We start from the raw sequence: 25,564 nt of genomic DNA, 5'->3' as shown, positions 1-25,564 counted from the left end.
GTTTCGAGCCCGACTTGTTCTCTGCTTGCTCACGAACACTCCCTGAAGACAAGGGTGGGGGACGGTGCGCCGACTCCGTGGTCGGCGGCGTCCAGGACACGCGCGTGCCGCAGAGAACTACCAGCAATATTGTTGACAACTCAACGCGCGAGCCTCCGCGCCCGTCCCGATTGGGCTGCTGACACCACGTATGCGGCAAATAAGCTGTGCTCGTTGACAGGTTGCTCTCATCGCGGCTTCAGCCGCCGAAACGGGCCCGCGTCATGAGAGGCCCGGATCCAGGGCGAGGGGTGGCCGGAGTCCACGGACACCCCCGCACCTTCACTGTTACGATTCAGTGACGCTCGCTCCTCAGTCGCGCGCGCCGTACCGGCTTGTCCGAGATGTTCACAGGAGGCTCCCATGGCGGGCAGGACCGGCCGCGTGACGGCGACCGATGTCGCCAAGGAGGCGGGAGTCTCACAGACCACGGTCAGCTATGTGCTGAATGACGTGCCGCACCAGAAGATCTCCGAGCAGACCCGGCGCAAGGTGCTGGACGCGGTGGCGAAACTGGGTTACAAGCCGTCGGCCGCCGCACGCGCGCTCCGTCTGGGCCGCAGCGATCTGGTGCTGATGTTCCTTCCGGACGTTCCGGTCGGCGGCACTCTGACCGCCCTGGTCGAGCTGCTCGGCGACGAGCTGGAGCGCCACGGCCTGAACCTCGTCACCCGGCGGGAGCGGCACGCCCCGCTGAAGTCGCTGTGGCAGGAACTCATGCCGGCGGCCGTGATGACGGCTTTCCAGGTCTCCGCCGAGGAAGTGGCCAGTATGAGGGCGGCCGGCATCCACGTGGTCAGCGCCGGGATGGGCCCCGGGGTCGTCCCGGGCGTGCTGACCATTCCCCAGAACCTCATCGGCGCGATGCAGGTCGAACGGCTGGCGGACACGGGACACGTACGCATCGGTTATGCCGCTCCCGGGGATCCCCGGCTCCGGGATTTCCTGGCCCTGCGGCTCGACGGCGCTCGCGCCGCCTGCGCGGAGCGCGGTCTTGAGCCGCCCGTCGTGCTGGAGGTGCCCCTGGACATCTCGGCGGCGGCCGCGGCGGCCGAGCAGTGGCACGCGGCCGCCCCCGCCGTCACGGGAGTGTGCGCGTACAACGACGAGACGGCTTTCGCCCTCCTCGCGGGTATGCGCAGGGTCGGTCTCTCCGCCCCCGGCGACCTGGCCGTGATCGGTGTCGACAACGACAAGCTGGCGCCGTTCGCGATGCCCCCGCTGACGACGATCGACAACAACCTCGATGTCGTCGTGGGCCGCGCGGCCCGGATGATCGTCAGTGGCGTGACCGGCCGATCGCTTCCCACACCGCCCCAGGTGACGCCGCTGAGCCTGGTCGTGCGCGAGTCGGCCTGACGCAGACCGGTCCGTGCTGGACCTGTTCGGCCCGATGCGGGGCCGGTGCCGGGGAGAGCTCTGTCTGCCGCGCCATGGCGCCGCTCCCGAGGGTTCCCGCTTCCCCAGAAAGCTGATGCAAGGGCCTTGTGGTCGGCCAACGGCGGGGCTACGTTACGCATACGTTTCACTTGTACGTATCAGTGGCTGGTTCGAACCCACCGAAAACGGTGGAGACACAACCCGTTCGCCAGGGGACGGCTGACCGCCAAGAACGGTCCAGGCCGCTTCAGGACCTGGTTTCCCATTACCTCCGAGGCCCTTGAGGGCAGCTCGATGTCCGAAGCTGCCCGGTCATCCACTCACCAGCGGAGTACCCATGCGAAGAATCGCGCTGACGGCCGTGTCCGTGGCCCTGATGTTGTCCGCAGCGGCGTGCGGCTCCGGCTCAGGTTCCGGCTCGGGGAAGGCGGCCACCGGCGGCACCCTCACCCTGGCCCCCCTGGTCGCGGCACAGCCGTGGGACCTGGCAGACGCCGGACTCGGCAACAACACGCAGTACTACCAGCCCGTATACGACTCGTTGCTCCGGCTGTCCCCGACCGCCGAGGTCGAGCCCAACCTGGCGACCAAGTGGTCGTACGACACCGCCCGCACGGTACTCACGCTGACCCTGCGCACCGGAGTCAAATTCACCGACGGCACCGCCCTGGACGCGGCGGCGGTCAAGGCCAATCTGCTGCACACCAAGGAAGGCACCAGCGAGGCCGCGGGCCAGCTCACCAGCATCAGTGGCGTCGACGTCGTCGACGCCACCACGGTCGCGATCAAGCTCTCGGCCCCCGACCCCTCGTTGGTGCCGAACCTCGGCAATGTGGCCGGCATGATCGCCAGCCCCAAGGCCATCACCGCGGGGACGATCAAGACCACCCCGGTGGGCTCCGGCCCCTACACCCTGGACAAGTCCGCCACCACGGCGGGCAGCACGTACACCTTCGTCCGCAACCCGGGCTACTGGAACAAGGCCGCCTTCCCCTTCGACAAGATCGTCCTCAAGCCGCTCACCGACCCGACCGCCGTGCTCAACGCGCTGCGCTCGGGACAGGTCAACGGCGCCCTGCTGGCCAGCGCCAAGAACGTGGCGCCGGCGAAGAGTAGCGGGCTGAACGTCACCAAGTTCACCTCCGGCGACGTCGAGGGCGTGTACATCTGGGACCGCGAAGGAAAGATCGTCAAGGCGCTCGGCGACGTCCGGGTCCGCCAGGCACTGAACTACGCCTTCGACCGTTCCACGATCGTCAGGACGGCGAAGCAGGGACTGGGGAAGGCGACGACCCAGATCTTCAACCCGGCGGGCTCGGCCTTCGACAGTTCGCTGGACTCGAAGTACTCCTACGACCCGGCGAAGGCCAAGCAATTGCTGGCCGAGGCGGGCTATCCGGACGGTTTCTCGGTCACCGTCCCGGATGTCTCGGCGGTCTTCCCCGACCAGCAGGCGGCCATGGTCCAGCAGTTGGAGGACATCGGGATCAAGGTCAAGGTCGACAAGATCCCGGTCACCGAGTTCATCAACGCCCTCCTCTCGGGCAAGTACCCGCTGTCCTACATGACCCTGGCCTCCTTCCGCCCCTGGGACACCATCCAGATCGAGGTGGCCAAGGACGCCCTGTGGAATCCGCTGCACAGCGAGGACCCCAAGGTCACCGACCTCATCGCCAAGGCCAGGGCGGCAACGGGCGCCACCCAGGACGCGCTGTTCAAGGAACTCAACACCTACCTCGTCGACCAGGCGTGGAACGCGCCCTGGGACTCCGTGGAGAACACCTACGCGACGACCAAGGGCGTCACCTTCACCCCGCAGGCGTTCGCCGCCGTTCCGCCGATCTACAACTTCAAGCCCACTGGCTGACTCGGGCGGCGGGCCGGGCGGAGCGGGTGGTCCCACTCCCGCCCGGCCGCCGGTGAACACCCGTCAGGGAAAGGCAAGGTGGAGAGACAGATGATCGTTTTCTTGGTCCGGCGCATCGCCGCAGGGCTGGTCCTGGTCCTGGTGATCGCGACCACGACCTTCGCGCTGATGGGCCTCACCGGCTCCGATCCGGTGCGCCAGATCGTGGGGCAGACCGCCACCCAGCAGCAGGTGGCCGCCAAGTCCACCGAACTCGGACTCGACGAGCCCTTCGTGGTCCGCTACGGGCACTGGCTCGCGGACGCCGTGCACGGGAACCTCGGCAGCTCGTGGTTCAGCAGCGAGTCCGTGACGAGTTCACTCGCCAACAAACTGCCGGTCACCCTGTCGATCGTGCTGGCGGCGCTACTTCTGTCGGCGGTCGTGAGTACGGTGCTGGGAGTGGCCGCCGCGGTCCGCCGGGGTGTAGTGGACCAGTTGGTGCAGCTGCTCGCCGTAGTGGGCTTCGCGGTACCCAGTTTCCTGGTCGCCCTGGTGCTCGCTGTGGTGGTCGGCGTCGACCTGGGCTGGCTGCCCGCGACCGGTTACGTCCCGTTGGCGGACTCGGCGAGCGGCTGGCTGAAGTCGATCACCCTGCCGGCGTTGTCGCTGGCCGTCGGGGCGATCGCCGCCACCGCCCAGCAGGTGCGCGGCTCCATGGTCGACGTACTGCGCGCGGACTACGTACGCACCCTCCGCAGCCGGGGCATCAGCGAGCGGAGCCTGCTGTTCCGGCACGCGCTGCGCAACGCGGCCCCGGCGGCTCTGACCGTGCTGGCCCTGCAGTTCATCGGCCTGGTCGGCGGCGCGGTGGTCGTCGAGAAGGTCTTCGGCCTCAACGGGATCGGCAGCCAGGCGACCACCGCCGGATCGCAGGGCGACACCCCGGTGGTCATGGGCGTCGTCGTGGTCATGGTCGCCATCGTCGTGGTGGTCAACATCCTGATGGACATCGCGTACGGCTGGCTCAACCCGAAGGTGCGTGTCGGATGACGCTCCCACAGTCCGAGAAGACGCCGGACACGGTCGCCCTGGCCGTCGCCGCACCGGGGCGGGCCGGACTCCTGCGCCGGCTCCTGCGCAGCCCGGTGGCCGTGACCTGCCTGATCCTCCTCGCGCTCATCTCGCTGGCCGCCCTGTGCGCACCGCTCCTGACCAGCCAGGACCCGGCCCACACCTCGCTGACCGACAGCCTGGCGCCGATGAGCGGAACACATCCCCTGGGCGGTGACGGCGTCGGCCGTGACGTCCTGGCCCGACTGCTCTACGGCGGGCGCACCAGCCTGCTGGGAGCCCTGCTCGCGGTGGCCGTCGCCCTGGCGATCGGCGTTCCCGCCGGGCTGGTGGCCGGCTACTACCGCAAGTGGTTCGACGCCGTCAGCAGCTGGCTGGCCAACCTGCTGATGGCCGTACCGGCGATCATCGTGCTCCTGGTCGTGATGTCCGCGGTGGGGCAGAACACCTACGTCGCCATGGCCGTCTTCGGCGTGCTGATGTCGCCGGGTGTCTTCCGGCTGATCCGCGCCTCGGTGATCTCCGTACGCGAGGAGCTGTACGTCGACGCGGCTCGGGTGTCCGGCCTGGCCGACCCGCGGATCATCCGCCGGCACATCCTGCCCGTCGTACAGGCGCCGACCATCATCCAGGCCGCCCAGATGCTCGGTCTCGGCATCGTCATCCAGTCCGGCCTGGAGTTCCTCGGCCTGGGCTCGGCGACCCAGGCGAGCTGGGGCTCCATGCTCAACGACGCCTTCGCCAACATCTACACCAAGCCGGTCCTGCTGGTCTGGCCCGGAGTGGCGCTCGCGGTGACCGTCGCCGCGTTCGGACTGCTGGGCAACGCCCTGCGGGACGCGCTCGACGGAAGCGCGGCGAGCGAGCGGAGACCGCGCGGCGCCGCGCCCCGCAAGCAGGCCGCGCAGAAGAAGGCGCCGCGCGTCACCGCCGGGACGTCCGGGGCGGACGACGCGCTGCTCGTCCTCGAAGACCTGAAGGTCTCCTATCCGACGGCCGAGGGAGAGAAGACCGTCGTCGACGGCGTCTCCCTGACGGTCCGCCGGGGTGAAGTCCTCGGACTCGTGGGGGAATCGGGCTCGGGCAAGAGCCAGACCGCCTTCGCCGTGCTGGGTCTGTTGCCCCGGGAGGCCCGGATCTCCGTCGGTCAACTGGTGTTCGACGGCAAGGAGTTGGGAGGCCTAGGCCGCGCGGAGATGAACCGGTACCGCGGCCGCCGGATCGCGTACGTGCCGCAGGAGCCGATGTCCAACCTCGACCCCTCCTTCCGTATCGGCTCCCAACTGGTCGAGCCGGTACGCCGGCACCTCGGACTGTCGGCGGCCGAGGCGAAGGCGAAGACCCTCGGCCTGCTGGAGCGGGTCGGCATCGCCGACCCGGAGCGGGTCTTCCGCTCGTATCCGCACCAGATCTCCGGCGGTATGGCGCAGCGCGTCCTCATCGCCGGCGCGGTGTCCTGCGAACCGGACCTGCTGATCGCCGACGAGCCGACCACGGCGCTCGACGTGACCGTGCAGGCCGAGGTCCTCGACCTGGTGCGGTCCCTTCAGCGCGAGCGGGACATGGGCGTGATCCTGGTGACCCACGACTTCGGTGTGGTGGCCGACATCTGCGACCGCGTGACGGTGATGCAGACCGGCGCAGTGGTGGAGTCCGCGCCCGTACGGCAGCTGTTCGCCGATCCGCAGCACCCGTACACCCGCATGCTCCTGGCGTCCACGTTGGAGGACGCCGAACCGCGGTCCGCGCTCGGCCGCACCGCGCCGGCGGGCGTCGCGGGGACCACGAACATCGGACGTCAGGAGGGTTCGGCATGACCGGGACACTGGACAAGGAACTCCCGGCGCAGCCGCTGCTGGTCGCCGACGACGTGGTCGTCGAGTACCCGTCGAAGGGCTGGCGCAAGCCGCCGTTCCGGGTGCTGAAGGGGGTGTCGATCGCCATCGGCGCGGGGGAGACCCTCGGGCTGGTGGGCGAGTCGGGATCGGGCAAGACGACCCTGGGCCGGGCCGTTCTCGGGCTGGCCCCGGTCGCCTCCGGCACCGTGCGCTACCGAGGCAAGGTCATTTCGGGCCTGGGAAGAAAGGAGCGCCGCGCGCTCAGCGACGACATCCAGGTGGTGTTCCAGGACCCGTACACCTCGCTCAACCCGGCGATGACGGTGACCGACATCCTCAGCGAGCCGCTGAGAGTCGCGGGAACCTCGCGGGCGGAGGCCGAGCGGCGGGTGAAGGACCTGCTCGACCAGGTCCGGCTGCCCGCCGACGCCGGACAGCGGCTGCCACGGGAGTTCTCCGGCGGCCAGCGCCAACGCATCGCCATCGCCCGGGCGTTGTCGCGGGACCCACGGGTCATCGTCTGCGACGAGCCGGTCAGCGCTCTGGACCTGTCGACCCAGGCCCGGGTCCTTGACCTGTTCGTCGAGATCCAGGAACGCACCGGCGTGGCCTATCTCTTCGTCACGCACGACCTGTCCGTGGTCCGGCACATCAGCCACCGGGTGGCGGTCATGTTCGGCGGGGAGATCATCGAGACGGGGGACGCGGCGACCGTCACCACCGCGCCCGAACACCCCTACACCCGGCGGCTGTTGCTGGCCGCACCCGTGCCGGACCCGGAGCGGCAGGCGGAGCGCAGGGCCGAGCGGCGGCGGCTCGCGGCGGCCATGGCGGCCGACGCATCCCAGGGCGCCGACGCGGCCGTGCCCACAGCCGTCTCCACAACCACATCCACGGCCGTCTCCACAGCCACTTCCACAGTCGGTTCCGCAGACGCTTCCACGAACGCCTCCACGTCGGGAGACCGAGCATGACCCTGCCCAACCCCACCGTTCCCGGCTTCCACCCGGATCCCAGCGTCACCCGCGTCGGCGACGACTACTACCTCGCCTGTTCGAGCTTCGAGTACTTCCCCGGCCTGCCGCTGTTCCATAGCCGCGACCTGGTGCGCTGGGAGCAGATCGGCCATGTGGTGACCCGCCCGGGGCAGCTCGCGCTGGAGAAGGTCCCCACGCTCGGCGGGGCCTGGGCGCCCACCATCCGGTTCCACGACGGCCGTTTCTGGCTGGTCGTCACCGACGCGATGGGGCGCGGCAGCCTGATCTTCACGGCCGACCGGGCCGAGGGCCCCTGGTCCGACGGCGTCGTCATGCAGGGCGTGTCCGGCATCGACCCGGACCTCGCCTGGGACGCCGACGGCACCTGTTTCGTCACCTATTCGGGTCTGCAGCTCGACGGTGACCGCGCCGGCGAACATCTGGGCATCCAGCAGGTCCGCATGGACTTGGACACGGGCCAGGCACTCGAAGAACCCCGGTCGGTGTGGTCGGGCACGGGTCTGATGTTCCCCGAGGCGCCGCACCTGTACGAGATCGACGGCACCTGGTACCTCCTGATCGCCGAGGGCGGCACCGAGCGCGGGCATTCCGTGAGCATCGCCCGTGGCACCCGTCCGGACGGTCCCTTCGAGGGCTGCCCGGCCAATCCGGTGCTCAGCGCCCGCAGCACCGACCGCCCGATCCAGAACACCGGCCACGCCGACCTCGTACAGACACCCGACGGCGGCTGGGCGCTGGTCCTGCTGGGGATGCGGCCCCGTGGTCTGACCCGGGCCTTCTCTCCCATGGGCCGGGAGACGTTCAGCGCCGCGCTGGACTGGGTCGACGGCTGGCCGGTGGTGCAACCGGTCGAACTGACTCCGCCCACCGGACCGGTCGAGCACCACGACGACTTCACCGGCGCCGAACTCGGCGTGGAATGGCTCTCCATCCGTACGCCGGCCGTCGAATGGTCCTCGCTCACCGAACGACCGGGCCACCTCGTCGTGCACGCCGACGGCTCCACCATGGACGACCCACGGCCACGGTTCGTCGGCCGCCGCCAGCAGCACCAGGCCGCCGAGTTCTCCGTAGGGGTGGACAGCAGCGGCGGAGTCGGCGGGCTGAGTCTGCGGATCGACGAACGTCACCACTACGACATCGAGGTGGGCGGCGGTGTCGCGCGGGCTCGCGCCCGGGTGGGCGGGCTCTGCCAGACCTGGGAACAGCCGGTTCCTCCGGGTCAGGTGACCGTTCGGATCGAGACCGAGCCGGTCAGCGGCATGGGCCTGGACGCCCTCGGCCCGGACCTGGTCCGGTTGTCCGTCGACTCCGGCGCAGGACCGGTCGAGCTCGCGGCACTCGACGGCCGCTATGTCTCCGCGGAGACCGCGGCGTCCTTCACGGGCCGAGTCGTCGGCATGTACGCGGCCGAGGGCTCCGTCGCCTTCGACCGGTTCAGCTACCGGGGCGAGGACTGACGCCCTCATCCCGGCCAAGACAGCCGACCGGCACCTGACAGAAAGTCACCAGTACCGTATGGGCACTTCACCCTCACGCATGCTCTTCGGAGCCGCCTACTACACCGAGTACCAGCCGTACGAGCGGCTCGCGCAGGACCTCGACCTGATGGCCGAGGCCGGGTTCAGCGTGATCCGGGTCGGCGAGTCGGTCTGGTCGACCTGGGAACCCCGCGAGGGCCGGTTCGAACTCGACTGGCTGCAACCGGTGCTCGACGCCGCCCATGAACGAGGCATCAAGGCGATCGTGGGCACCCCGACCTACGCCGTCCCGCCGTGGCTGCGCCGCAAGTACCCGGAGACGGCGGCCCGTTCACGCACCGGGGAGCCGATCCCGTACGGCATGCGGCAGGACGCGGACTACTCCCACCCCGCGTTCCGGCATCTTGCCGAGCGGCTGGTCCGCAACATCGTGGGGCGCTACGCCGACCACCCGGCGGTCATCGGCTGGCAGGTCGACAACGAGCCCGGGCTGCGGCTCTTCCACAACGACTCGGTGTTCCAGGGTTTCCTGGACCACCTCCGTGAACGCTACGGCGACGTCGAGACGCTCAACAGCCGCTGGGGGCTCACCTATTGGTCCCACCGGCTCCAGGACTGGGCGGACCTGTGGACCCCCGACGGCAACTCCACCCCGTCGTACGACCTCGCCTGGCGCCGCTACCAGTCCCGGCTGACCCAGGAGTACATCACCTGGCACGCCGACCTGGTCCGCGGCCTCGTGCCGGAGCACCACTTCGTCACCACCTGCGTCGCCCTAGGCCAGCGGGGCCTGGACATCTCGTCCATCGGTCGGCCCCTCGACATCGCCGGGGCGAACATCTACTACGCCACCCAGGACGGGCTTGCGCTGCCAGGCCCCGACGAGCCGGACGGCGGACTGCACCCGTTCTTCGTCCCCTGGTCAGGACCTGCCTGGCTCTACCTCCAGAACGACATGGCTCGCGGCATCCGCCAGGAACCCTTCCTCGTCATGGAGACCAACGCCACCTCGATCGGCGGCTCCGCGGACAACTTCCCCCTCTACCGGGGCCAGGCCCGCCAGGCCGTGTGGAGCATGGTCGCGCGCGGCGCCAGGATGATCGAGTACTGGCACTGGCACTCCCTGCACTACGGCGCCGAGACCTACTGGGGCGGCATCCTCGGCCACAGCCTGGAGCCCGGCCGGACGTATGAGGAACTCTCGGTGATCGCCCGGGAGTTGCAGCAGGCCGGCCCGGCTATCGAAGGCCTGCGGGCCCGCAGCGACGTGGCGATGCTGCTGTCCGCCGACAGCCGCTGGGCCATGGAGTTCATGGGCCCGCTCAGGGGCAACACCCCTGCCTGGTTCGGCGATCCGCAGTCCTACGACCGTATCGTCGCCGCCTTCTACCGGGGACTGTTCGACGCCGGACTGTCCGTCGACATCGTTTCCCCGGAACAACTTCCCTCCAGCCCCGAGGAGTTGGTGGACCGCTGGCCGGTGCTGGTCGTCCCGGCGCTGTACATCGCGGACGACGCGACCCTCGAACTGCTGCGCCGGTACGCCGAATCCGGTGGCCATCTCGTCCTCACCCCGCGCACCGGCTACGCCGACGAGGAGGCCGTCGCCCGGCACACGGTCATGCCCGGAGTGCTGCGGACCGCCGCCGGCGCGTACTACCAGGAGTTCACCAATGTGCTGACGCCGGTCACGATCACCAAGGGGGACGGGACGACGGCCCTCCACGGGCAGGCGACCGCATGGGCCGACGGGCTGATCCCGGACGGCGCCACCGTCCTCGCCGGGTACGAGCATCCCCATCTGGGCCAGTTCGCCGCCGTCACCACCCATGAGTACGGCGACGGCCGGGTGACGTACGTCGGCACCGTCCCGGACCGTGAGCTCTCGCACAGCCTCGCCGACTGGGTCGCCACGGTCTCGCTTCCCTCCGACGCCTGGCGCGAGAACCGGCCTGCCTCCGTCACATGCACCTCCGCCGCCACCACCGACGGCACCGTCCTGCGCTTCGTCCACAACTGGGCCTGGGATCCGGTCGATTACCACCTGCCGGGGGACGTTCGCGACCTGTTCACCGGCGAGCCCCTCGCCGCCGGAACCGTGCTCGCGCTAGGCCCCTGGGACGTCCGGGTCCTCATCGAGAGCACAGTCGACGCCCCCACCAGCCACACCTCACCGAGGAGGACGCCGTGACCCGGCAGCCCACCACCGACGCCCCGTCCACTGCTGACGAGGCAGAGTTCGCCCGGCGCCTCGGCGCGCTCACCCTGGAGCAGAAGGTGAGGCTGCTGACCGGCGCGGACTTCTGGTCCCTCCATCCCGAACCGGCCGTAGGACTGCGCAGGTTGGTCGTCTCCGACGGGCCCGCCGGAGTCCGCGGCGAGCTGTGGGACGAGCGCAGCCCCTCCGCCAACGTGCCCTCGCCCACGGCGCTGGCGGCCACCTGGGACGAGCCGCTGATCGAGCGGCTGGGCGGGCTCCTCGCCCACGAGGCACGCGCCAAGGGCGTGGACGTCCTCCTCGCCCCCACCGTGAACCTGCACCGAACCCCGTACGGCGGACGGCACTTCGAGTGCTTCAGCGAGGACCCGCTGCTCACCGCGCGGATCGGCGTCGCCTACGTGAAGGGGGTGCAGGGCGGCGGTGTGGCGGCCACCGTGAAGCACTTCGTCGGCAACGACTCGGAGACCCAGCGGATGTCGCTGGACGCGCGGATCGGCGAACGCGCGCTGCGGGAGCTGTACTTGACGCCGTTCGAGGCGATCGTCGGCGAAGGCCGCGTCTGGGCCGTCATGGCCGCCTACAACGGGGTCAACGGGCACCCGATGACCGAGAGCCCGCTGCTGCGCGAAGTCCTGCACGGCGACTGGGGTTTCGACGGACTCGTGATGTCGGACTGGTTCGCCGTCCGCACCACCGAGCCGTCCGCACGCGCCGCGCTCGACCTGGTGATGCCCGGACCGATCGGCCCGTGGGGCGACGCGCTGGTCGCCGCCGTACAGGAGGGAAAGGTCGACGAGTCGCTCGTGGACGACAAGGTGCTGCGACTGCTGCGCCTCGCCGCCAGGGTCGGCGCGCTGAGCGAGATGCCGATCACCACCGCCCGGCCGCAGGAGTACGACGCGGTGTCGGTGGCGGCCCGGCTGCGCGAGACCGCCGCCGCAGGGTTCGTGCTGGCCCGCAACGAGGACGCCGTACTGCCGCTGGACCGCGCGACCTTGAGGAAGGTCGCCGTTCTGGGCCCCAACGCGGCCGTGGCCCGGACCCTCGGCGGCGGCAGCGCCACCGTCTTCCCGCCGTACACCGTCTCACCGCTCGACGGCATCCGCGCCGCCCTGGGCGACGACGTCGAGGTCACCCACGGCATCGGCGTCACCTCGCAGACTCGCGTGCCCGCGGCGGCACTTGCCCACCTCCGCCACCCCGACGGCTCCGGCGAGGGCGTGGAGGTGAGCTTCCTGTCCGAGGACGGAACCCTGCTCGGCTCCGAGCGCCGTACTGGCGGCGCGTACACGTGGATGGGCTCGTACGGCCCCGGAGTGCCGACCGGTCGGGTCGCCCGGGTGGAGGCACGCACCGTGATCCGCGCGACCGACGCAGGCCGGTACGCCATCGGCGGCTCGGGCATCGGACGCTTCCGGATGTCCGTCGCGGGCACCGAGGTCTTCGACGTACGCCTCCAACTCCCGCCGGGCGCCGACCTGGTGGAGGGTCTGATGACCCCGCCGCAGCGTCTGCACACCGTCGGTCTGGCGGCGGGCGAGGAGACCGAGGTCGTCCTCACCCACGACATCGTCGCCTCCGACGAGGCCCTCGGTGACGGCGTCACCATGTTCCAGCTCAACCTCCAGCCGCCGCACGGTGGCGACGAAGAGGAGATCGAACGGGCTGTGGCACTCGCCCGCGCGGCCGAGGTCGCCGTGGTCGTGGTCGGCACCACCGAGGAGGTCGAGAGCGAGGGCTTCGACCGCGACACCCTGGCCCTGCCCGGCCGACAGGACGAACTCGTCCGCCGGGTCGCCGAGGCCAACCCCCGTACCGTCGTCGTGGTCAACTCCGGGGCCCCGGTGCTGCTTCCGTGGGCCGAGGAGGTGTCGGCGGTGCTGCTCGCCTGGTTCCCCGGGCAGGAGTTCGGCAACGCGCTCGCCGATGTGCTGCTGGGCGTGGCGGAGCCGGGCGGACGGCTGCCCACGGTCTGGCCCGCGTCCGAGCGGGGGCTGCCCGCCACCGAGCCGGTCGACGGCGTCCTCGCCTACGACGAGGGGCTGTTCATCGGCTACCGGGGTACCGGCCGTGCCGACTGGCAGCCGCCCCGCTACGACTTCGGCCACGGACTCGGGTACACCACCTGGGAGTACGTCTCGATCGACGTCCCCGGTGAGACGCGGCCCGGTGCCGACTTCACGGCTGAAGTGCGTGTACGCAACAGCGGTACGCGGCACGGCAAGGAGGTCGTGCAGGTGTACGCCGGTCGCCCGGGCGGTGGCGTGGAGCGTCCGGTCCGCTGGCTCGCCGGGTTCGCCACGGTCGAGGCGGCGGCCGGCGAGGAGGCGGTCGTGACGGTGACGGTGGACGCGCGGGCGCTGCGGCACTGGGACACGGAGGCGGACGGCTGGGCCGTCGAACCCGGGATCTACCGGTTGGAAGCGGGCCCGTCGTCGAAGACGTTGCCGCTCACCACCGACATCGCCGTGGGCCGGTCATGAGCGATGCTCTGCCGGAAAAGGAAGCGGAACCGGTGGTCGCCCCCTGGCGCCAGACCGAGATCACCCTGACCGGGACACGCGACTACGCCAACCCCTACACGGACGTCGACGTATGGGCCGAGTTCACCCATGAATCCGGGACCGTCCTGCGCCGTCCCGCCTTCTGGGACGGCGGCCGGGTCTGGAAGATCCGTTTCGCCTCCCCGGAGACCGACGGCCGCTGGACCTGGCGGAGCGGCAGTTCCCTCATGGACGAAGGGCTGTCCGGGCAGAGCGGAGCGCTCGTCGTCCGCCCCGCTCCGGACGACGGCAACGCCTTCCACCGGCACGGGTTCTGGCGGATGTCGCCCGGCGGGCGCAGCCTGGTGCACGCGGACGGGACGCCCGCGCTGCTCGTCGGCGACACCGTCTGGGCCCTGCCCTGGCGGGCCACGGAGGAGCAGGTCACGGTCTATGCCGCCGACCGGCGGGTCAAGGGCTTCAACGCGGCGCTGCTGATGAGCGTCCAGCCCGACATGGACGCGCGCGGCCCGCGCGACCGCACCGCCGACGAGGGGTTCGACGTCGGCTTCGAGGACCTGCCCACCGGGCACGTGAACGTGCTGAACCCGGCGTACTTCCAGTACCTCGACCGGCTGACCGGCATCCTGCGCGCCCACGGGATCGTCCCCGTGCTCCAGCCGCTCTTCCACGGGTTCGGCTGGAAGGGCCTGCGCGTGGCGGGCCCGGTGGTCCCACCGCAGGAGTACGCGCGCTACTGCCGCTATCTGGTCGCCCGCTACGGCGCCGCCCCCGCCGTCTACCTGGTCGGCGCCGACGGCGAGGGCGGCGAACCACAGATCGCGGCGGGCGGCGCGGAGGTCGGCCGCTGGGACGGGTACGGTCAGCCCTGCGGCATCCACTACCGGCCGCACTCCACCAACAGCGCCCACCAGAGCGAGAGTTGGCTGCACTTCCAGTGGTGCCAGACCGGCCACATGGGCGGGCACGTCCAGGAACGGGTCGCGGACATGTGGCGCAACACCCCGGCCAAGGCGGTCGCCAACGGCGAGCCGACCTACGAGAACACCGGCCGCCCGAGCCGGGCCGCGGGCTGGTGGCAGGGACACGAGGCCTGGAGCAACCTCTGCGCCGGCGGCACGATGGGCGTCGTGTACGGCGCGGCGAGCCTGTGGCAGTGGCGGCTGCACGCCGCCGAACCCGGCCACGAGGAGTTCTTCCTGGCCGAGAACGCGGGCTGGCGGGAGGCACTGGACTTCGAGGGCTCACGCCATGTCGGGCTCGTCTCCCGGATCCTCGACGGCCTTCCGCTGACGGACATGCGGCCGGACTGGCAGTCGGCCCTGACGCCCCGGGGCCTGTCCGTCCCCGGCGTGCTCCACCTCTGGTACGCGGAGGAGGGCGGCCCCCTGTTCGTCACCGATCCGGTGAACGTCCCGCTGCCCTACCGGGTGGTCGACCCCCGGACAGGCGAGACCGTCCGCGAGGGCGTGCGCGCTGCCGCCGGGGAACCCGTGCCCGACGAGGGCGGTGCCCCACGGGTGTACATCTGCCATGACCCGGACCGGAGTTGATCCCCGTGCATGTCACGCCCCCCACCTTCGAGCACCACCGCGAGCCCCTGGGCATCGGCGAGTCCGCCCCTCGCCTGAGCTGGCGCACGGTCACCGACACCGCGGACTGGCGGCAGGGCGCCCACCAGGTGGAGATCACCGCCGCCGACGGCACGGTCGTGGCCGACACCGGATGCGTGGCGTCCCCCGAGTCTCTCCTCGTCCCCTGGCCGGGGCCGCGGCTCGGCTCCCGGCAACGGGTCGGCGTACGCGTACGCGTCTGGGGCGAGGGCGACGACGAGCCGTCGCCCTGGTCGCCGGCCGTGTACGCAGAGACCGGGCTCCTGGAGCCGGCCGACTGGACGGCCCGGCCCGTCACCCCGGACAGCGTCCCCGCCGACGACCCGCTGCCCGCCGCGCTGCTCCGCCGCGACTTCGCCCTCACCGGCCCCGTCACCTCGGCCCGGCTGTACATCACCGCGTACGGCGTCCACGAGGCCGAGATCAACGGCGAGCCCGTCGGCGACCACGTCCTGGCCCCCGGTTGGACCTCGTACACACACCGGCTGCGCTACCAGACCTACGACGTGACCCCCTTGCTGCGGACCGGCGAGAACACCATCGGAGCGCTGCTCGGCGAAGGCTGGTACACGGGACGCCTCGGCTTCCACGGCGGCAGACGCAACATCTACGGCGAACACCGCGCGCTCCTGGCCCAGTTGGAGATCGTGAACGCCGACGGCACGACGCTGACCGTCGGCACCGACGAGCACTGGCGTACGGCAGCGGGCCCCGTGCTGCGTTCCGAGATCTACGACGGTGAGGCCTACGACGCCCGGTGCGAGCGGCCGGGCTGGTCCGCACCGGGACACGATCCGTCGGGCTGGGCACGCGTGCGCGAACTCCCGCCACCACAGGCCGAGTTGGTGGCACCGACCGGTCCTCCCGTGCGACGAACCCAGACCGTCGCCCCGGTCGCGGTCATCACGACGCCGTCCGGGAGGACCGTCCTGGACTTCGGACAGAACCTCGTCGGCCGGCTGCGCATCCGCGTCTCGGGCGCCGCCGGGCACAAGGTCACCCTGCGCCACGCGGAGGTGCTGGAGGACGGCGAACTGAGCACCCGCCCCCTGCGGATCGCCGCCGCCACGGACAGCTATGTCCTACGCGGCGAAGGCGTAGAGGTGTACGAACCGCACTTCACCTTCCACGGCTTCCGCTACGCCGAGATCGGGAACTGGCCCGGACCGTTCGACCCCGCCGACATCGAGGCGGTCGTGCTCCACACGGACATGGCCCGCACCGGCTGGTTCGAGAGCTCCGACCCTCTGGTGAACCGGCTGCACGAGAACGTCGTACAGGGCATGCGCGGCAACTTCCTCGACGTCCCCACGGACTGCCCGCAGCGCGACGAACGCATGGGCTGGACCGGCGACATCCAGGTCTTCGCGCCCACCGCGTCCTTCCTCCACGACTGCTCCGGCATGCTGGTCGGCTGGCTGCGCGACCTGTCCGCGGAACAACTGGCACGGCCGGACGGTGTGCCGCCCCTCGTCGTCCCCGACGTGCTGCCGGCCGCGTTCGAGGGGGTGGGCGCGCAGGCGGTGTGGGCCGATGTCGCGGTGCTCCTGCCGTGGACGCTGTACCAGCGGTTCGGGGACCTGGAGGTGCTGCGCACCCAGTACCCGAGCATGAGGGCCTGGGGCGAGGCCACGATCCGGCTCACCGCCGAGGGCGACGGGCTGTGGCGGCAGGACTTCCAACTCGGGGACTGGCTCGACCCGCAGGCCCCGCCGGACCGGCCGGGGGAGTCGCGGACCGACGGCGACCTCGTCGCCAACGCGTACGTCATCCGCTCCGCGGAGGTTCTCGCCGAGACCGCCGAACTCCTGGACGACACGGAGACCGCAGCCCGCTTCCGCATGCACGCACACGCGGTACGCGAGCGGTTCGCCGACCACTTCGTCACACCGGACGGCCGGCTGGCCTCCGACGCCCAGACCGCGTACGCGCTGGCACTCTCCTTCTCGCTCCTGCCGACGGAACGTCAACGACGGGGCGCCGCCGAACGGTTGGCGTCCATCGTGCGGCGCGCGTCCTTCCGGATCGCCACCGGTTTCACGGGCACGCCCCTGATCTGCGACGCCCTGTGCGCGGCGGGCGAACCACAGCTCGCCTACCGGATGCTCCTGGAGAAGGACTGCCCGTCGTGGCTCTACCCGCTGACCATGGGCGCCACCACGATCTGGGAGCGCTGGGACTCGATGCTGCCCGACGGCACCGTCAACCCCGGCGAGATGACCTCCTTCAACCACTACGCGCTCGGCGCCGTCGCCGACTGGCTGCACCGCACGGTCGCGGGTCTCGCCGCCGCCGGACCCGGCTGGCGTCGGCTGCGGATCGCCCCGGTCCCGGGCGGCGACCTGACGTGGGCGAAGGCGGCCCACGACACCCCGTACGGCAGGGCCGAGGCGGGATGGCGCATCGAGGGCAACAAGAGGGAAACCCTGGTCGTCGAGGCGGTGGTGCCCCCGAACGTCCGGGCCGAAGTCCAACTCCCGGACGGCAGCGACCCGTTCGAGATCGGCTCGGGACGCCACACGTTCCACTGTCCCTACACCGCTCCGACCTGGCCACCGACCGCGATCCGGTACCCCTGAGGGGGTGCCCGAGGTCCTGCCCGGGTCCCGTGCCTCAGACCCAGCCCCGCCGGGCGGGCTCCGAGCCCGCGTGGAAGCGGCTTCTCGCCTGCAACGCCGTCAGCAGTGCCTGGACGCGGCGGCGCACGGTCCGGGTGGTGGTCCCTGTCCCTCGTGCGATCGCCTCGTCCTTGAGGCCTGCCGCCAGCAACCCCATCACCTCGCGTTCCTCCGCGCTCAGCCCCGAGGCGTCGCGGCCGATGGGCACCCCTCGGCTCCAGCACGTCTCGAAGAGCATGACGAGGCCGTCGAGCAGGGGTGAGGGGCGTACGAGGAGCGCGTTGGCGTTCTGCGAGGCGCGGTCCATGGTGATGACGGCCGCCGTGCCGTCCGCGATCGCTCCCCGGAAGGGGAGGTCGGAGTGGATCCGCACGTGCAGGCCGCGTACCGCCGTACGCTCCTGCTTCACCTCGTCGGGCATGCCGTCGGGATCACAGAGCTGACGGAAGTGAACACCGCGGTCGAGGGCCGTCCGTTCCGCCGGGCCGACCTCGCCGGGGACATAGGGGGCGGTGTCCCACATCAGCACCTCGGCCTCGGCGTCGCGCAGCAGCCGGTGGTAGCGGTCGCCGATGTCCTGCCAGGTGTCGAGCCGCTCGATGGCGCCCGCCTCCTCGCCGGTGCGGCGGGAGAGCCGGTAGCGCTTCTGTAGTCCGGGCAACCGGCCGCGCACGTCGAGCAGCCCCTCCTCGTAGCGGAGCACCAGGCCGCGCAGCGCCCGGTCGGGGTCCTCCGCCGCCCAGCCGGCGTCGTCGTCGCCGGTGTGCGCGAGCACGTTGGCCCGCAGGACGAGTATCGAGCGGTCCTGAACGTCGCCCGCACGGCTCAGGGCTGGGAGTTCTCACGGTCATCGACCACGGAGTGGACCTTCGAGGTCCCGCAGACCGGCGTCAACCGCACCATCCCGGCGCCGCAGTTGTCGTACGACGTCGGCGTCGACCTGCGCAACCGGGTCGGGGGCGGCGAACGACAGCACCTCACCGTCCGGGCGGGGCATCACCCCGGCCGCCCATGGACGGCGCTCGGCCGGCTCCCCCCCGGCCGGCCTTTCCATCCTGGCAAGCACAATCAGCACAGGGGGTGCGAGGCTCCCGCTGCCGCACAAGCCGGGGCCCGTTCGCTTAGCGGGCTCAGGACCGCTTCGCCCACAACTGGAACGCTTTCGGCGACCCTCTGCGAAGGGGTGATACGAGAGTTGATGTGCGGCTCGTGGTCGCCTGATCGTGTGGGTCTGCGGGGGTCCGGCCGGAGGGCGTTCCTCGCGGGGGAGTTCTGGGAGGCCGTCCTCCCCGACTGCGGACAGGATCTCCGCGCTCCTTTCCGAGGCTTGCGACGATCCTCCACGGGAACGTCAATCGGCTTCGGACCCGGGCAGCAGCCGCGACCCTGCCACGGTGAAGCCGATCCGGGCCCCGCCGCCCGGGCGAGGGCCCGCGGTCACCGTGCCGCCGTGGGCCTCGGCGACGTCGCGGACGATGGCGAGGCCGAGTCCGGAGCCGGGCAGGGCGCGAGCGGTGTCGGCGCGGTAGAAGCGGTCGAACACCCGGGGGAGGGCGTCGGCGTCGATGCCCGGTCCACGGTCGGACACGGTGACCGCGCCACGGCGGATGCGCACCTCGATGGGATCGTCGCCGTCGGGGTCGAACTTGGCGGCGTTCTCCAGCAGGTTGCCCAGCGCGCGTTCCAGGCCCTGCGGGCGGCCACGGACCACCGTGCCGTCGGCGTCGACATGGACCAGGCGACCGCTGCGCCGGTACACGCGCCGCGCGACACGGCGGGCCACTACGGCCAACTCCACGGCCTCCTCGGCCTCTTCCTGGCCGCCGGCCAGCGCCAGCTCCACGAGTTCCTCCACGAGGTGCGCGAGTTCGCCGGTCTCGCCCTCCACGTCGTCGAGGAGCCGCTCGCGGGCCTGTGGCGAGAGCTCGGTGACGCGACGCAGCACCGCGGCGTTGGTACGCAGACTGGTGAGAGGGGTCCGCAACTCGTGGGCGGCGTCGTGCACCAGTCTCTCCTGGGCGTCACGGGCGGCGGCGATCCGCCCGAGCATCCTGCCGAACGACGTGGACAGCCGGCCCACTTCGTCCCGCCCGCCCGTCAGGTCCGCGTGTCCGAGCACGGCCCGGCCGTCGGCACTGACCTCTTCGGCGGCCTCGGCCAGCCGTACCAGACGCCGGGTGATGCGCCCCGCGACCAGCACACCCGCGCAGGCCGCGACCAGCATGGCCACGAGGCTGACCCCCGCGATCTCCCTGGCCATACCGCCCAGGACACGACGGGTCTCGTCGATCCGGACGGCCACCTGCAGCGCGCCCCGGTTCCCGCCCAGGGCGGTGGTCAGACGACGGTAGGTGCGGCCCGCCACGACCACCTCGGCGATGTCCGTGTCCCCGGCCCGGCCCGAGGCGGCCAGGGTCCGCCCGGTGTCGGACACCGGCAGCGGCACGCCCGGGCCACCGAGGCGGGCGACGGTTCCGTCGACGGCGACGGTCTGAAGGACCATCCGACGTTCCGGCTCGTCACCGGGACCGGGGCGGTCAGGGCCGGGAAAGAGTTCCGGCACCTGGGCGATCAACTCGGAGACCAGCGGCCGCCCTCCCCGTTCCTCGGCGTGCGCCAGAGCGACCGTGGCCGACCGCAGGGTCCGGTCGATCTCGGCGACGACCCGGTCGGAGGCGGCGCGATAACTCAGCGCTCCGACCAGCAGCGCCACCACGGCACCGATGGCGGCGAAGGCGAGCGCGAACCGCGTACGTAGGGTCATGACCGTGCCGCGTACCCCACGCCGCGCACGGTGTGGATCAGGTCGGGCGCTCCCGCCGCGCCGAGCTTGCGCCGCAGATACCCGACGTAGCCCGCCAGGTTCTTGGCGTCCACGCCGGCGTCAGGACCCCAGACCTGCTCGTAGAGCGTCCCGTGATCCAGCACGAGTCCCTCGTTGCGCACGAGGAGTTCCAGCAGGTCGAACTCCGTTCTGGTGAGCTGCACTTCGCTCTCGCCCCACCACACACGCCGGGCCCCCGGAGAGATCCGTAGCGAGGCCATGCGCAGGACGGTGTCGCCCCACTCCGCGTCCTCGGTCTCCCGTACGGGCTTCGGTGCCAGAGCGGCTCTGCGCAGCAACGCCCGTAGCCGGGCCGTCAGTTCGGGCACCGCGAAGGGCTTGGGCAGATAGTCGTCGGCACCGGCGTCGAGGCCGGCCGCCCGGTCCGGGGTGCGGGACCGGGCGGTGAGCATGAGGACCGGTGTGCGGTCACCGTCGGCGCGCAGCACACGGCACACGGCCATGCCGTCGACATGGGGCATCATGACGTCGACGACCAGCACGTCGAAGGACTCCCGGCGGACCCGGGTCAGCGTCTCGACCCCGTCGGCGGCGGTGACGACGTCGTACCCCTCCAACTCCAGTGCGCGCGCGAGGGATTCACGGACCGCGCGATCGTCGTCGGCGATGAGGACACGATCAGACATCCGGGCATGATGGCACACCGCTTCCGGGCACCGGTTCGCATTCCGGGCACCGGTTCTCATCGAATTCCGGACCGGCTCCCGACCGGGTCTGAGATCGCTCGCGGAGCATGGGACCGCACCTGAACCCACCCCCCCCACAGGAGTCCCATGTCCTCCGTTCCCTTCTCCATGTCCGCACCGACCGCACCGACCGCGTCGGCTCGGCGGCGGTTACGCGTACACCGTGCCGTGGCGCTCGTCGTGTGCCTCGGTCTCGGCGGCGCGGGCTGTGGCACCGTCGACCCGGCGTCGTCGCCGGCGGCGCTGACGAAGCCGCATCCGGTCCCGGCGTCCGCCCTGCGCACCGGCGCCGGCGGCGCGAACACCGCGCAGGTCGTGGCCGCCGCGAACGTCTTCCTCGCCACGCTGTCCGACGAGCAGAAGGACACCGCCCTCTACGACTTCGACGACCCGGCGAAGAAGACCGGCTGGTCCAACTTCCCGACGCCCGTCGTCGAGCGCAACGGCCTGAAGCTGGGCGACCTCACCGACACGCAGGAGGCCGCGGCCCTGAAGGTCATGGAGGCCGCGCTCAGCAAGAAGGGCTACGAGGAACTCGTCGAGATCCGCAAGGCCGACGACTATCTCGCCTCGCTCCCGGACACCGGCGGACCGGGCGGCGGCACCCCGACCGGCACCCCGACAGCCACCCCTACCGCGACGCCCACCGGCGGCGGTCGTCCCCCAGGCGGAGGCGGCGGCGCCAACTTCGGCTCGGAGTGGTACTACGTCTCCTTCTTCGGAACACCCAGCAAATCCGGGCAGTTCACGCTCCAGTACGGCGGTCACCACGCCGCCTACAACCTCACGTACGCCGGCGGCAGCGTGAGCATCTCGCCCACCCTCACCGCCGTGGAGCCGATGGAGTTCGACTGGGAGAACCTGTACTACGCCCCGCTGGAGGACAAGCGGACCGCCACGATCGCCGCGATCCAGTCCCTCACCGCCGGGGAACTGACCGCCGCCGAGATCGACGGCAGCTTCGACGACCTCTACCTCGGCCCCGGCCACGACGGCCCCTTCCCCGCCCAGCCGGAGGGCGTCCTGGTCAGCAGCCTCACCAAGAAGCAGCGGGCGAAGGTCACCGCGATGCTCAGGGCGTGGGTCGACGACCTGGACGAGAAGGCGGCGGCCCGGCTGCTGGCCAAGTACGTCTCGGAGTACGACGAGACGTACATCGGCTGGAGCGGCGGGACGACCCTGGACAACAGCCAGACCTACGTGCGGCTTGACGGACCGTCGGCCTGGATCGAGTTCTCCAACCAGCCGGGCGCGTCCACCGACGAGATCCACCAGCACACGATCTTCCGGGACGAGACCGCCGACTACGGCTGGGAATGACGTCCGTGCGCCGTCTCCTGTCCACCCTGCTGCTCACGGCCTTCCTGCTGGTCGGTGGCCTCGCGTCACCGGCCGGCGCCCACCCGATGAGCACCTCCGCGGTCCTCCTCGACGTCCGGGACGACCGGGTCGAGGGGGAGGTGCAGCTGCCGATCGACAGGCTGGCCGTCGCCGTGCACCGCGAACTCACCTCCGCGAGCGTTCTCGGCGCCGACCGGTCGTTCCTCGGCGACTACACGGCCGGGCACATCGCCGCCGTCGGCGACGACGGCACCCCCTGGACGGTGACGCTCGGCACCCCGACGGTCCGTACGATCGACGCGACGGACCATCTCGTCTACCCGCTGGAGATCCGCCCGCCCGACGGCCGTGTCACCGACTTCGACCTCCGCTACGACGTCGTCGTCGAGGAACTCGTCACCCACCGGGTCATCGCCACCGTCCGGTACGACTTCGACCGCGGAATCCTGAGGACGGATGACGCCCAGACCCTCGGGGTTCTCGACTGGGACACCACCAACCTGAACGTCCCCGCCGGGCAAGGGTCATGGGTGCGGGGCTTCGTCACCACCGTCGGTCTGGGGACGGAGCACGTCGGTGAGGGCGCCGATCACCTGCTGTTCCTCCTCATGCTGCTGGTCCCGGCCCCGCTGGTGGCGTCCGGAGGTCGGTGGCGCGCCGCCGGCGCGTCGAGGCGGCGGGTCGTCGTCCGCGTCGTGCACGTGGTCTCCGCGTTCGCCGCGGGCCACTCGCTCACCCTCGCCCTGGCGGCGGCCGGAGTGATCCACGTACCGTCCCGCCCGGTGGAGACGCTGATCGCCTTCTCGATCGCGGTGTCGGCGGTCCACGCCATACGTCCTCTCGTGGCCCGCGGCGAGGTCCTCATCGCCGGTGGCTTCGGGCTCGTCCACGGGCTGGCGTTCGCCTCGCTCATCGGCGACCTCGGCCTGGACCGGGGATCCCTCGTCACCACACTCCTCGGCTTCAACCTGGGCATCGAACTGACCCAACTGCTCGTCGTCGTACTGATCATGCCGTCGCTGCTCGTCCTGGCCCGCACAGCCTGCTACCCGGCGTTCCGCCTCACCCTGGCCGCCCTCGGGCTGCTGTTCTCGGCCTCCTGGATGCTGGAGCGCGCGGCGCTGACGCCCTCCGACCCGTTCGAAGGCGTCCAGACCTGGCTGGTCGCACACCCCTTGCTGGTCGCCGCATCACTTGCGGTACTCGCCGTCGTCGCGCTGCGCCTGACACCGCGCACTTCTTCCACCGGGAGACTCACTTGAGCACGCCAGACATCCAACCTGCCCACACCGGGCACCCGCACGCGGCCGCCGCAGCGACGGGCGACCCGGCCGGGCTCGGACGCCGCGGCTTCCTCGGACGCACCGTCGGCGCGACGGCCGGCGCGGCGCTGCTGGGCGGCCTGGCGGCGGATCCGGCGTTGGCCGCGCCCGGGAGCACCTCCGGCAGCCCCGTGAGGACGCAGTCGGGTCCGGTCGTCGGCGTACCGGCCGCCCTCGACGGGATCACCGTCTACAAAGGCATCCCGTACGCGGCGTCCACCGCAGGGCAGAACCGCTGGCGTCCGCCGCAGCCGCCGCCGTCCTGGACGGGCGTCCGCACGGCCGACACCTGGGGCGCGGCCTGCCCTCAGCCGGTCACCGGCATCGCCGCCGACAAGGTGCCCCCGCTGAGCGAGGACTGCCTCAACCTCAACATCTGGACGGGCGCGGCGAGTTCGGGGGAGCGCCGCCCGGTCTTCGTCTGGATCTACGGCGGCCGCAACAGCGCGATGTGGGCCTCGCAACCGGTCTACGACGGCGCCAACCTGGCCGCCAAGGGCGCGGTGGTCGTCACCTTCAACCACCGGGTCGGCGCGTTCGGCAACCTCGCCCACCCCGAACTGAGCGCGGAGTCGGGGAACGGAGGCTCGGGCAACTGGGGCGTCCTGGACACGGTGGCGGCACTGCGGTGGATCCGGCGCAACATCGCCGCGTTCGGCGGCGACCCGGACCGGGTGACCCTGGCCGGCTGGTCGCACGGTTCGTCCTTCGTGAACATCCTGATGATCTCGAAGCTGGCCCGAGGACTGTTCCACCGGGCACTGCTGGCGGCGGGCGTGCAGTACACCAAGGACCCGGCGCTCGGCCGGGTGGCGGGTGGCTACGACATCCTGCCGGTGGCCGAGGCCAACGGCACCGCGTTCGGCACCTACATGGGCGCCGCCTCACTGGCCGGGCTGCGGGCGCTGTCGGCGGACGAGATCGTGGCGAAGGTCTACGCCCCCGGGGCACCGGCCGTCGGCACCGACTTCGGCAACGTCCTGGACGGTCATGTCCTGCCGACCGGCTACACCGCCGCCATGGAGTCCCGGACCGAGTACGACGTTCCGGTGTTCACCGGCAACAACAAGGACGAGAACGGCGCTTCGGTGACGCCGGCGATGACCGTCGCCCAGTTCCAGGCGTTCGCGGCGACGACCTTCGGTGACAAGGCCGCCGACTTCCTCACGCTCTACCCCGCCACCACCGACACGGAGGCGGCCGCGCAGTACAACGCCTACGCACGGGACGAGGAGCGGGTCTCCACCTTCCTGTGGGGAACCCAGTTCAGGAACACCGCGGGCAGCCGCAGCCCGGTCTACAACTACTGGTGGACGCACGCGCCGCCCGGCTCGGACACCACCAACCCGATCGAACCCGCGAACGGCGCCGGCGCCTACCACGGCGCCGAGAAGTACTACCTCTTCGGCAACCTGTACGGCACCGACCGCCCCTGGACCGACGCCGACCACGCGATCGCCGACACCACCTCCTCCTACGTGGCGAACTTCGCCGCCACGGGCAACCCCAACGGGCGCTCCCTGCCGGTCTGGCCCGCCCTGCGCACGACGCGACCGCTCTCGATGGAACTCGGCGACACCTTCGCACCCCGGGCGGCGGCGGACACGGACGCCAAGTACGTCTTCCTGAAGAGCTACTTGGAGTCGCAGAAGACGGAGTACTGAGAACCCGCCGCACAGACTTCGAGATGTGAGCACTATGCGTGGCACAAGGTCCTGCAACTCTTCAGCCGTCGACGTGCGACGCCCAGAGAGGGAG

The 25,564-nt window shown here is 71.1% G+C and carries 16 protein-coding genes; 13 read left to right on the top strand and 3 right to left on the bottom strand.

Features of this window, described 5'->3' with window-relative positions; genetic code table 11:
- Positions 1-402: 402 nt before the first annotated feature.
- The 10 genes from ACFYXF_RS00380 (at position 403) to ACFYXF_RS00335 (ending at position 17,573) form a co-directional block, all read left to right on the top strand.
- Positions 403-1,398, top strand: a complete 996-nt coding sequence (locus ACFYXF_RS00380) for a LacI family DNA-binding transcriptional regulator (RefSeq protein WP_389346475.1) — start codon at positions 403-405, stop codon at positions 1,396-1,398.
- 358 nt (positions 1,399-1,756) lie between these two features.
- Positions 1,757-3,286 carry an ABC transporter substrate-binding protein gene (locus tag ACFYXF_RS00375; RefSeq protein WP_389346472.1) on the top strand — a complete coding sequence of 510 codons (1,530 nt, stop codon included), beginning with the start codon at positions 1,757-1,759 and terminating at the stop codon, positions 3,284-3,286.
- A 90-nt stretch (positions 3,287-3,376) separates the two neighbouring features.
- Positions 3,377-4,318 (top strand): ABC transporter permease, encoded by a 942-nt coding sequence (locus tag ACFYXF_RS00370; protein WP_389346470.1) that lies wholly within the window; start codon positions 3,377-3,379, stop codon positions 4,316-4,318.
- Positions 4,315-6,156: a dipeptide/oligopeptide/nickel ABC transporter permease/ATP-binding protein gene (locus ACFYXF_RS00365; protein WP_389346467.1), complete on the top strand. Its 1,842-nt coding sequence runs from the start codon at positions 4,315-4,317 to the stop codon at positions 6,154-6,156. The genes ACFYXF_RS00370 and ACFYXF_RS00365 overlap by 4 nt, the downstream gene beginning before the upstream one ends.
- Positions 6,153-7,151: an ATP-binding cassette domain-containing protein gene (locus tag ACFYXF_RS00360; protein ID WP_389346465.1), complete on the top strand. Its 999-nt coding sequence runs from the start codon at positions 6,153-6,155 to the stop codon at positions 7,149-7,151. The genes ACFYXF_RS00365 and ACFYXF_RS00360 overlap by 4 nt, the downstream gene beginning before the upstream one ends.
- Positions 7,148-8,635, top strand: a complete 1,488-nt coding sequence (locus tag ACFYXF_RS00355) for a family 43 glycosylhydrolase (protein WP_389346463.1) — start codon at positions 7,148-7,150, stop codon at positions 8,633-8,635. The genes ACFYXF_RS00360 and ACFYXF_RS00355 overlap by 4 nt, the downstream gene beginning before the upstream one ends.
- Positions 8,636-8,693: 58 nt before the next feature.
- A complete protein-coding gene (locus tag ACFYXF_RS00350) occupies positions 8,694-10,847 on the top strand; it encodes a beta-galactosidase (protein WP_389346461.1) in 2,154 nt (717 codons plus the stop codon).
- On the top strand, positions 10,844-13,360 hold the full coding sequence (locus tag ACFYXF_RS00345) for a beta-glucosidase (protein WP_389346459.1): 2,517 nt from the start codon (positions 10,844-10,846) through the stop codon (positions 13,358-13,360). The genes ACFYXF_RS00350 and ACFYXF_RS00345 overlap by 4 nt, the downstream gene beginning before the upstream one ends.
- The gene (locus ACFYXF_RS00340; protein WP_389346457.1) at positions 13,357-14,934 is read left to right on the top strand and encodes a DUF4038 domain-containing protein; all 1,578 of its coding nucleotides are present in this window, start codon (positions 13,357-13,359) and stop codon (positions 14,932-14,934) included. The genes ACFYXF_RS00345 and ACFYXF_RS00340 overlap by 4 nt, the downstream gene beginning before the upstream one ends.
- Positions 14,935-14,939: 5 nt before the next feature.
- Entirely contained in the window at positions 14,940-17,573 is a 2,634-nt protein-coding gene (locus tag ACFYXF_RS00335) for a family 78 glycoside hydrolase catalytic domain (protein WP_389346455.1), read from the top strand.
- A 34-nt stretch (positions 17,574-17,607) separates the two neighbouring features.
- Here the strand turns inward: ACFYXF_RS00335 and ACFYXF_RS00330 are convergent, their stop codons facing one another.
- From ACFYXF_RS00330 to ACFYXF_RS00320, 3 genes are all read right to left on the bottom strand, one after another.
- On the bottom strand, positions 17,608-18,387 hold the full coding sequence (locus tag ACFYXF_RS00330) for a TrmB family transcriptional regulator (RefSeq protein WP_389346453.1): 780 nt from the start codon (positions 18,385-18,387) through the stop codon (positions 17,608-17,610).
- 576 nt (positions 18,388-18,963) lie between these two features.
- A complete protein-coding gene (locus ACFYXF_RS00325) occupies positions 18,964-20,376 on the bottom strand; it encodes an ATP-binding protein (protein WP_389346451.1) in 1,413 nt (470 codons plus the stop codon).
- Positions 20,373-21,083 carry a response regulator transcription factor gene (locus ACFYXF_RS00320; RefSeq protein ID WP_389346449.1) on the bottom strand — a complete coding sequence of 237 codons (711 nt, stop codon included), beginning with the start codon at positions 21,081-21,083 and terminating at the stop codon, positions 20,373-20,375. The genes ACFYXF_RS00325 and ACFYXF_RS00320 overlap by 4 nt, the downstream gene beginning before the upstream one ends.
- Before the next feature lie 147 nt (positions 21,084-21,230).
- Between ACFYXF_RS00320 and ACFYXF_RS00315 the strand changes: the two genes are divergently transcribed.
- Genes ACFYXF_RS00315 through ACFYXF_RS00305 form a run of 3 tightly spaced genes read left to right on the top strand, consistent with a single transcriptional unit; the run spans position 21,231 to position 25,470 of the window.
- Positions 21,231-22,463 (top strand): DUF3500 domain-containing protein, encoded by a 1,233-nt coding sequence (locus tag ACFYXF_RS00315; protein ID WP_389346447.1) that lies wholly within the window; start codon positions 21,231-21,233, stop codon positions 22,461-22,463.
- On the top strand, positions 22,460-23,746 hold the full coding sequence (locus ACFYXF_RS00310; protein WP_389346444.1) for a HupE/UreJ family protein: 1,287 nt from the start codon (positions 22,460-22,462) through the stop codon (positions 23,744-23,746). The genes ACFYXF_RS00315 and ACFYXF_RS00310 overlap by 4 nt, the downstream gene beginning before the upstream one ends.
- Positions 23,743-25,470 carry a carboxylesterase/lipase family protein gene (locus ACFYXF_RS00305; RefSeq protein WP_389346442.1) on the top strand — a complete coding sequence of 576 codons (1,728 nt, stop codon included), beginning with the start codon at positions 23,743-23,745 and terminating at the stop codon, positions 25,468-25,470. Before ACFYXF_RS00310 ends, ACFYXF_RS00305 begins: the two co-directional genes overlap by 4 nt.
- Positions 25,471-25,564: the final 94 nt, after the last annotated feature.

Origin of the sequence: Streptomyces sp. NPDC002680, assembly GCF_042889145.1 — a bacterium.
Classification (GTDB): Bacteria; Actinomycetota; Actinomycetes; order Streptomycetales; family Streptomycetaceae; genus Streptomyces; species Streptomyces adonidis.
The sequence above is the reverse complement of the archived record's forward strand: the minus strand, read 5'-3'. Positions and strand labels throughout refer to the sequence as shown.

What these genes read in the sequence shown, in the direction of transcription:
- ACFYXF_RS00320 (WP_389346449.1), bottom strand. Translation starts at nt 21,083, where the DNA reads ATGTCTGATCGTGTCCTCATCGCCGACGACGATCGCGCGGTCCGTGAA.
- ACFYXF_RS00315 (WP_389346447.1), top strand. Translation starts at nt 21,231, where the DNA reads ATGTCCTCCGTTCCCTTCTCCATGTCCGCACCGACCGCACCGACCGCG.
- ACFYXF_RS00325 (WP_389346451.1), bottom strand. Translation starts at nt 20,376, where the DNA reads ATGACCCTACGTACGCGGTTCGCGCTCGCCTTCGCCGCCATCGGTGCC.
- ACFYXF_RS00310 (WP_389346444.1), top strand. Translation starts at nt 22,460, where the DNA reads ATGACGTCCGTGCGCCGTCTCCTGTCCACCCTGCTGCTCACGGCCTTC.
- ACFYXF_RS00360 (WP_389346465.1), top strand. Translation starts at nt 6,153, where the DNA reads ATGACCGGGACACTGGACAAGGAACTCCCGGCGCAGCCGCTGCTGGTC.
- ACFYXF_RS00365 (WP_389346467.1), top strand. Translation starts at nt 4,315, where the DNA reads ATGACGCTCCCACAGTCCGAGAAGACGCCGGACACGGTCGCCCTGGCC.
- ACFYXF_RS00340 (WP_389346457.1), top strand. Translation starts at nt 13,357, where the DNA reads ATGAGCGATGCTCTGCCGGAAAAGGAAGCGGAACCGGTGGTCGCCCCC.
- ACFYXF_RS00375 (WP_389346472.1), top strand. Translation starts at nt 1,757, where the DNA reads ATGCGAAGAATCGCGCTGACGGCCGTGTCCGTGGCCCTGATGTTGTCC.
- ACFYXF_RS00370 (WP_389346470.1), top strand. Translation starts at nt 3,377, where the DNA reads ATGATCGTTTTCTTGGTCCGGCGCATCGCCGCAGGGCTGGTCCTGGTC.
- ACFYXF_RS00350 (WP_389346461.1), top strand. Translation starts at nt 8,694, where the DNA reads ATGGGCACTTCACCCTCACGCATGCTCTTCGGAGCCGCCTACTACACC.
- ACFYXF_RS00380 (WP_389346475.1), top strand. Translation starts at nt 403, where the DNA reads ATGGCGGGCAGGACCGGCCGCGTGACGGCGACCGATGTCGCCAAGGAG.
- ACFYXF_RS00355 (WP_389346463.1), top strand. Translation starts at nt 7,148, where the DNA reads ATGACCCTGCCCAACCCCACCGTTCCCGGCTTCCACCCGGATCCCAGC.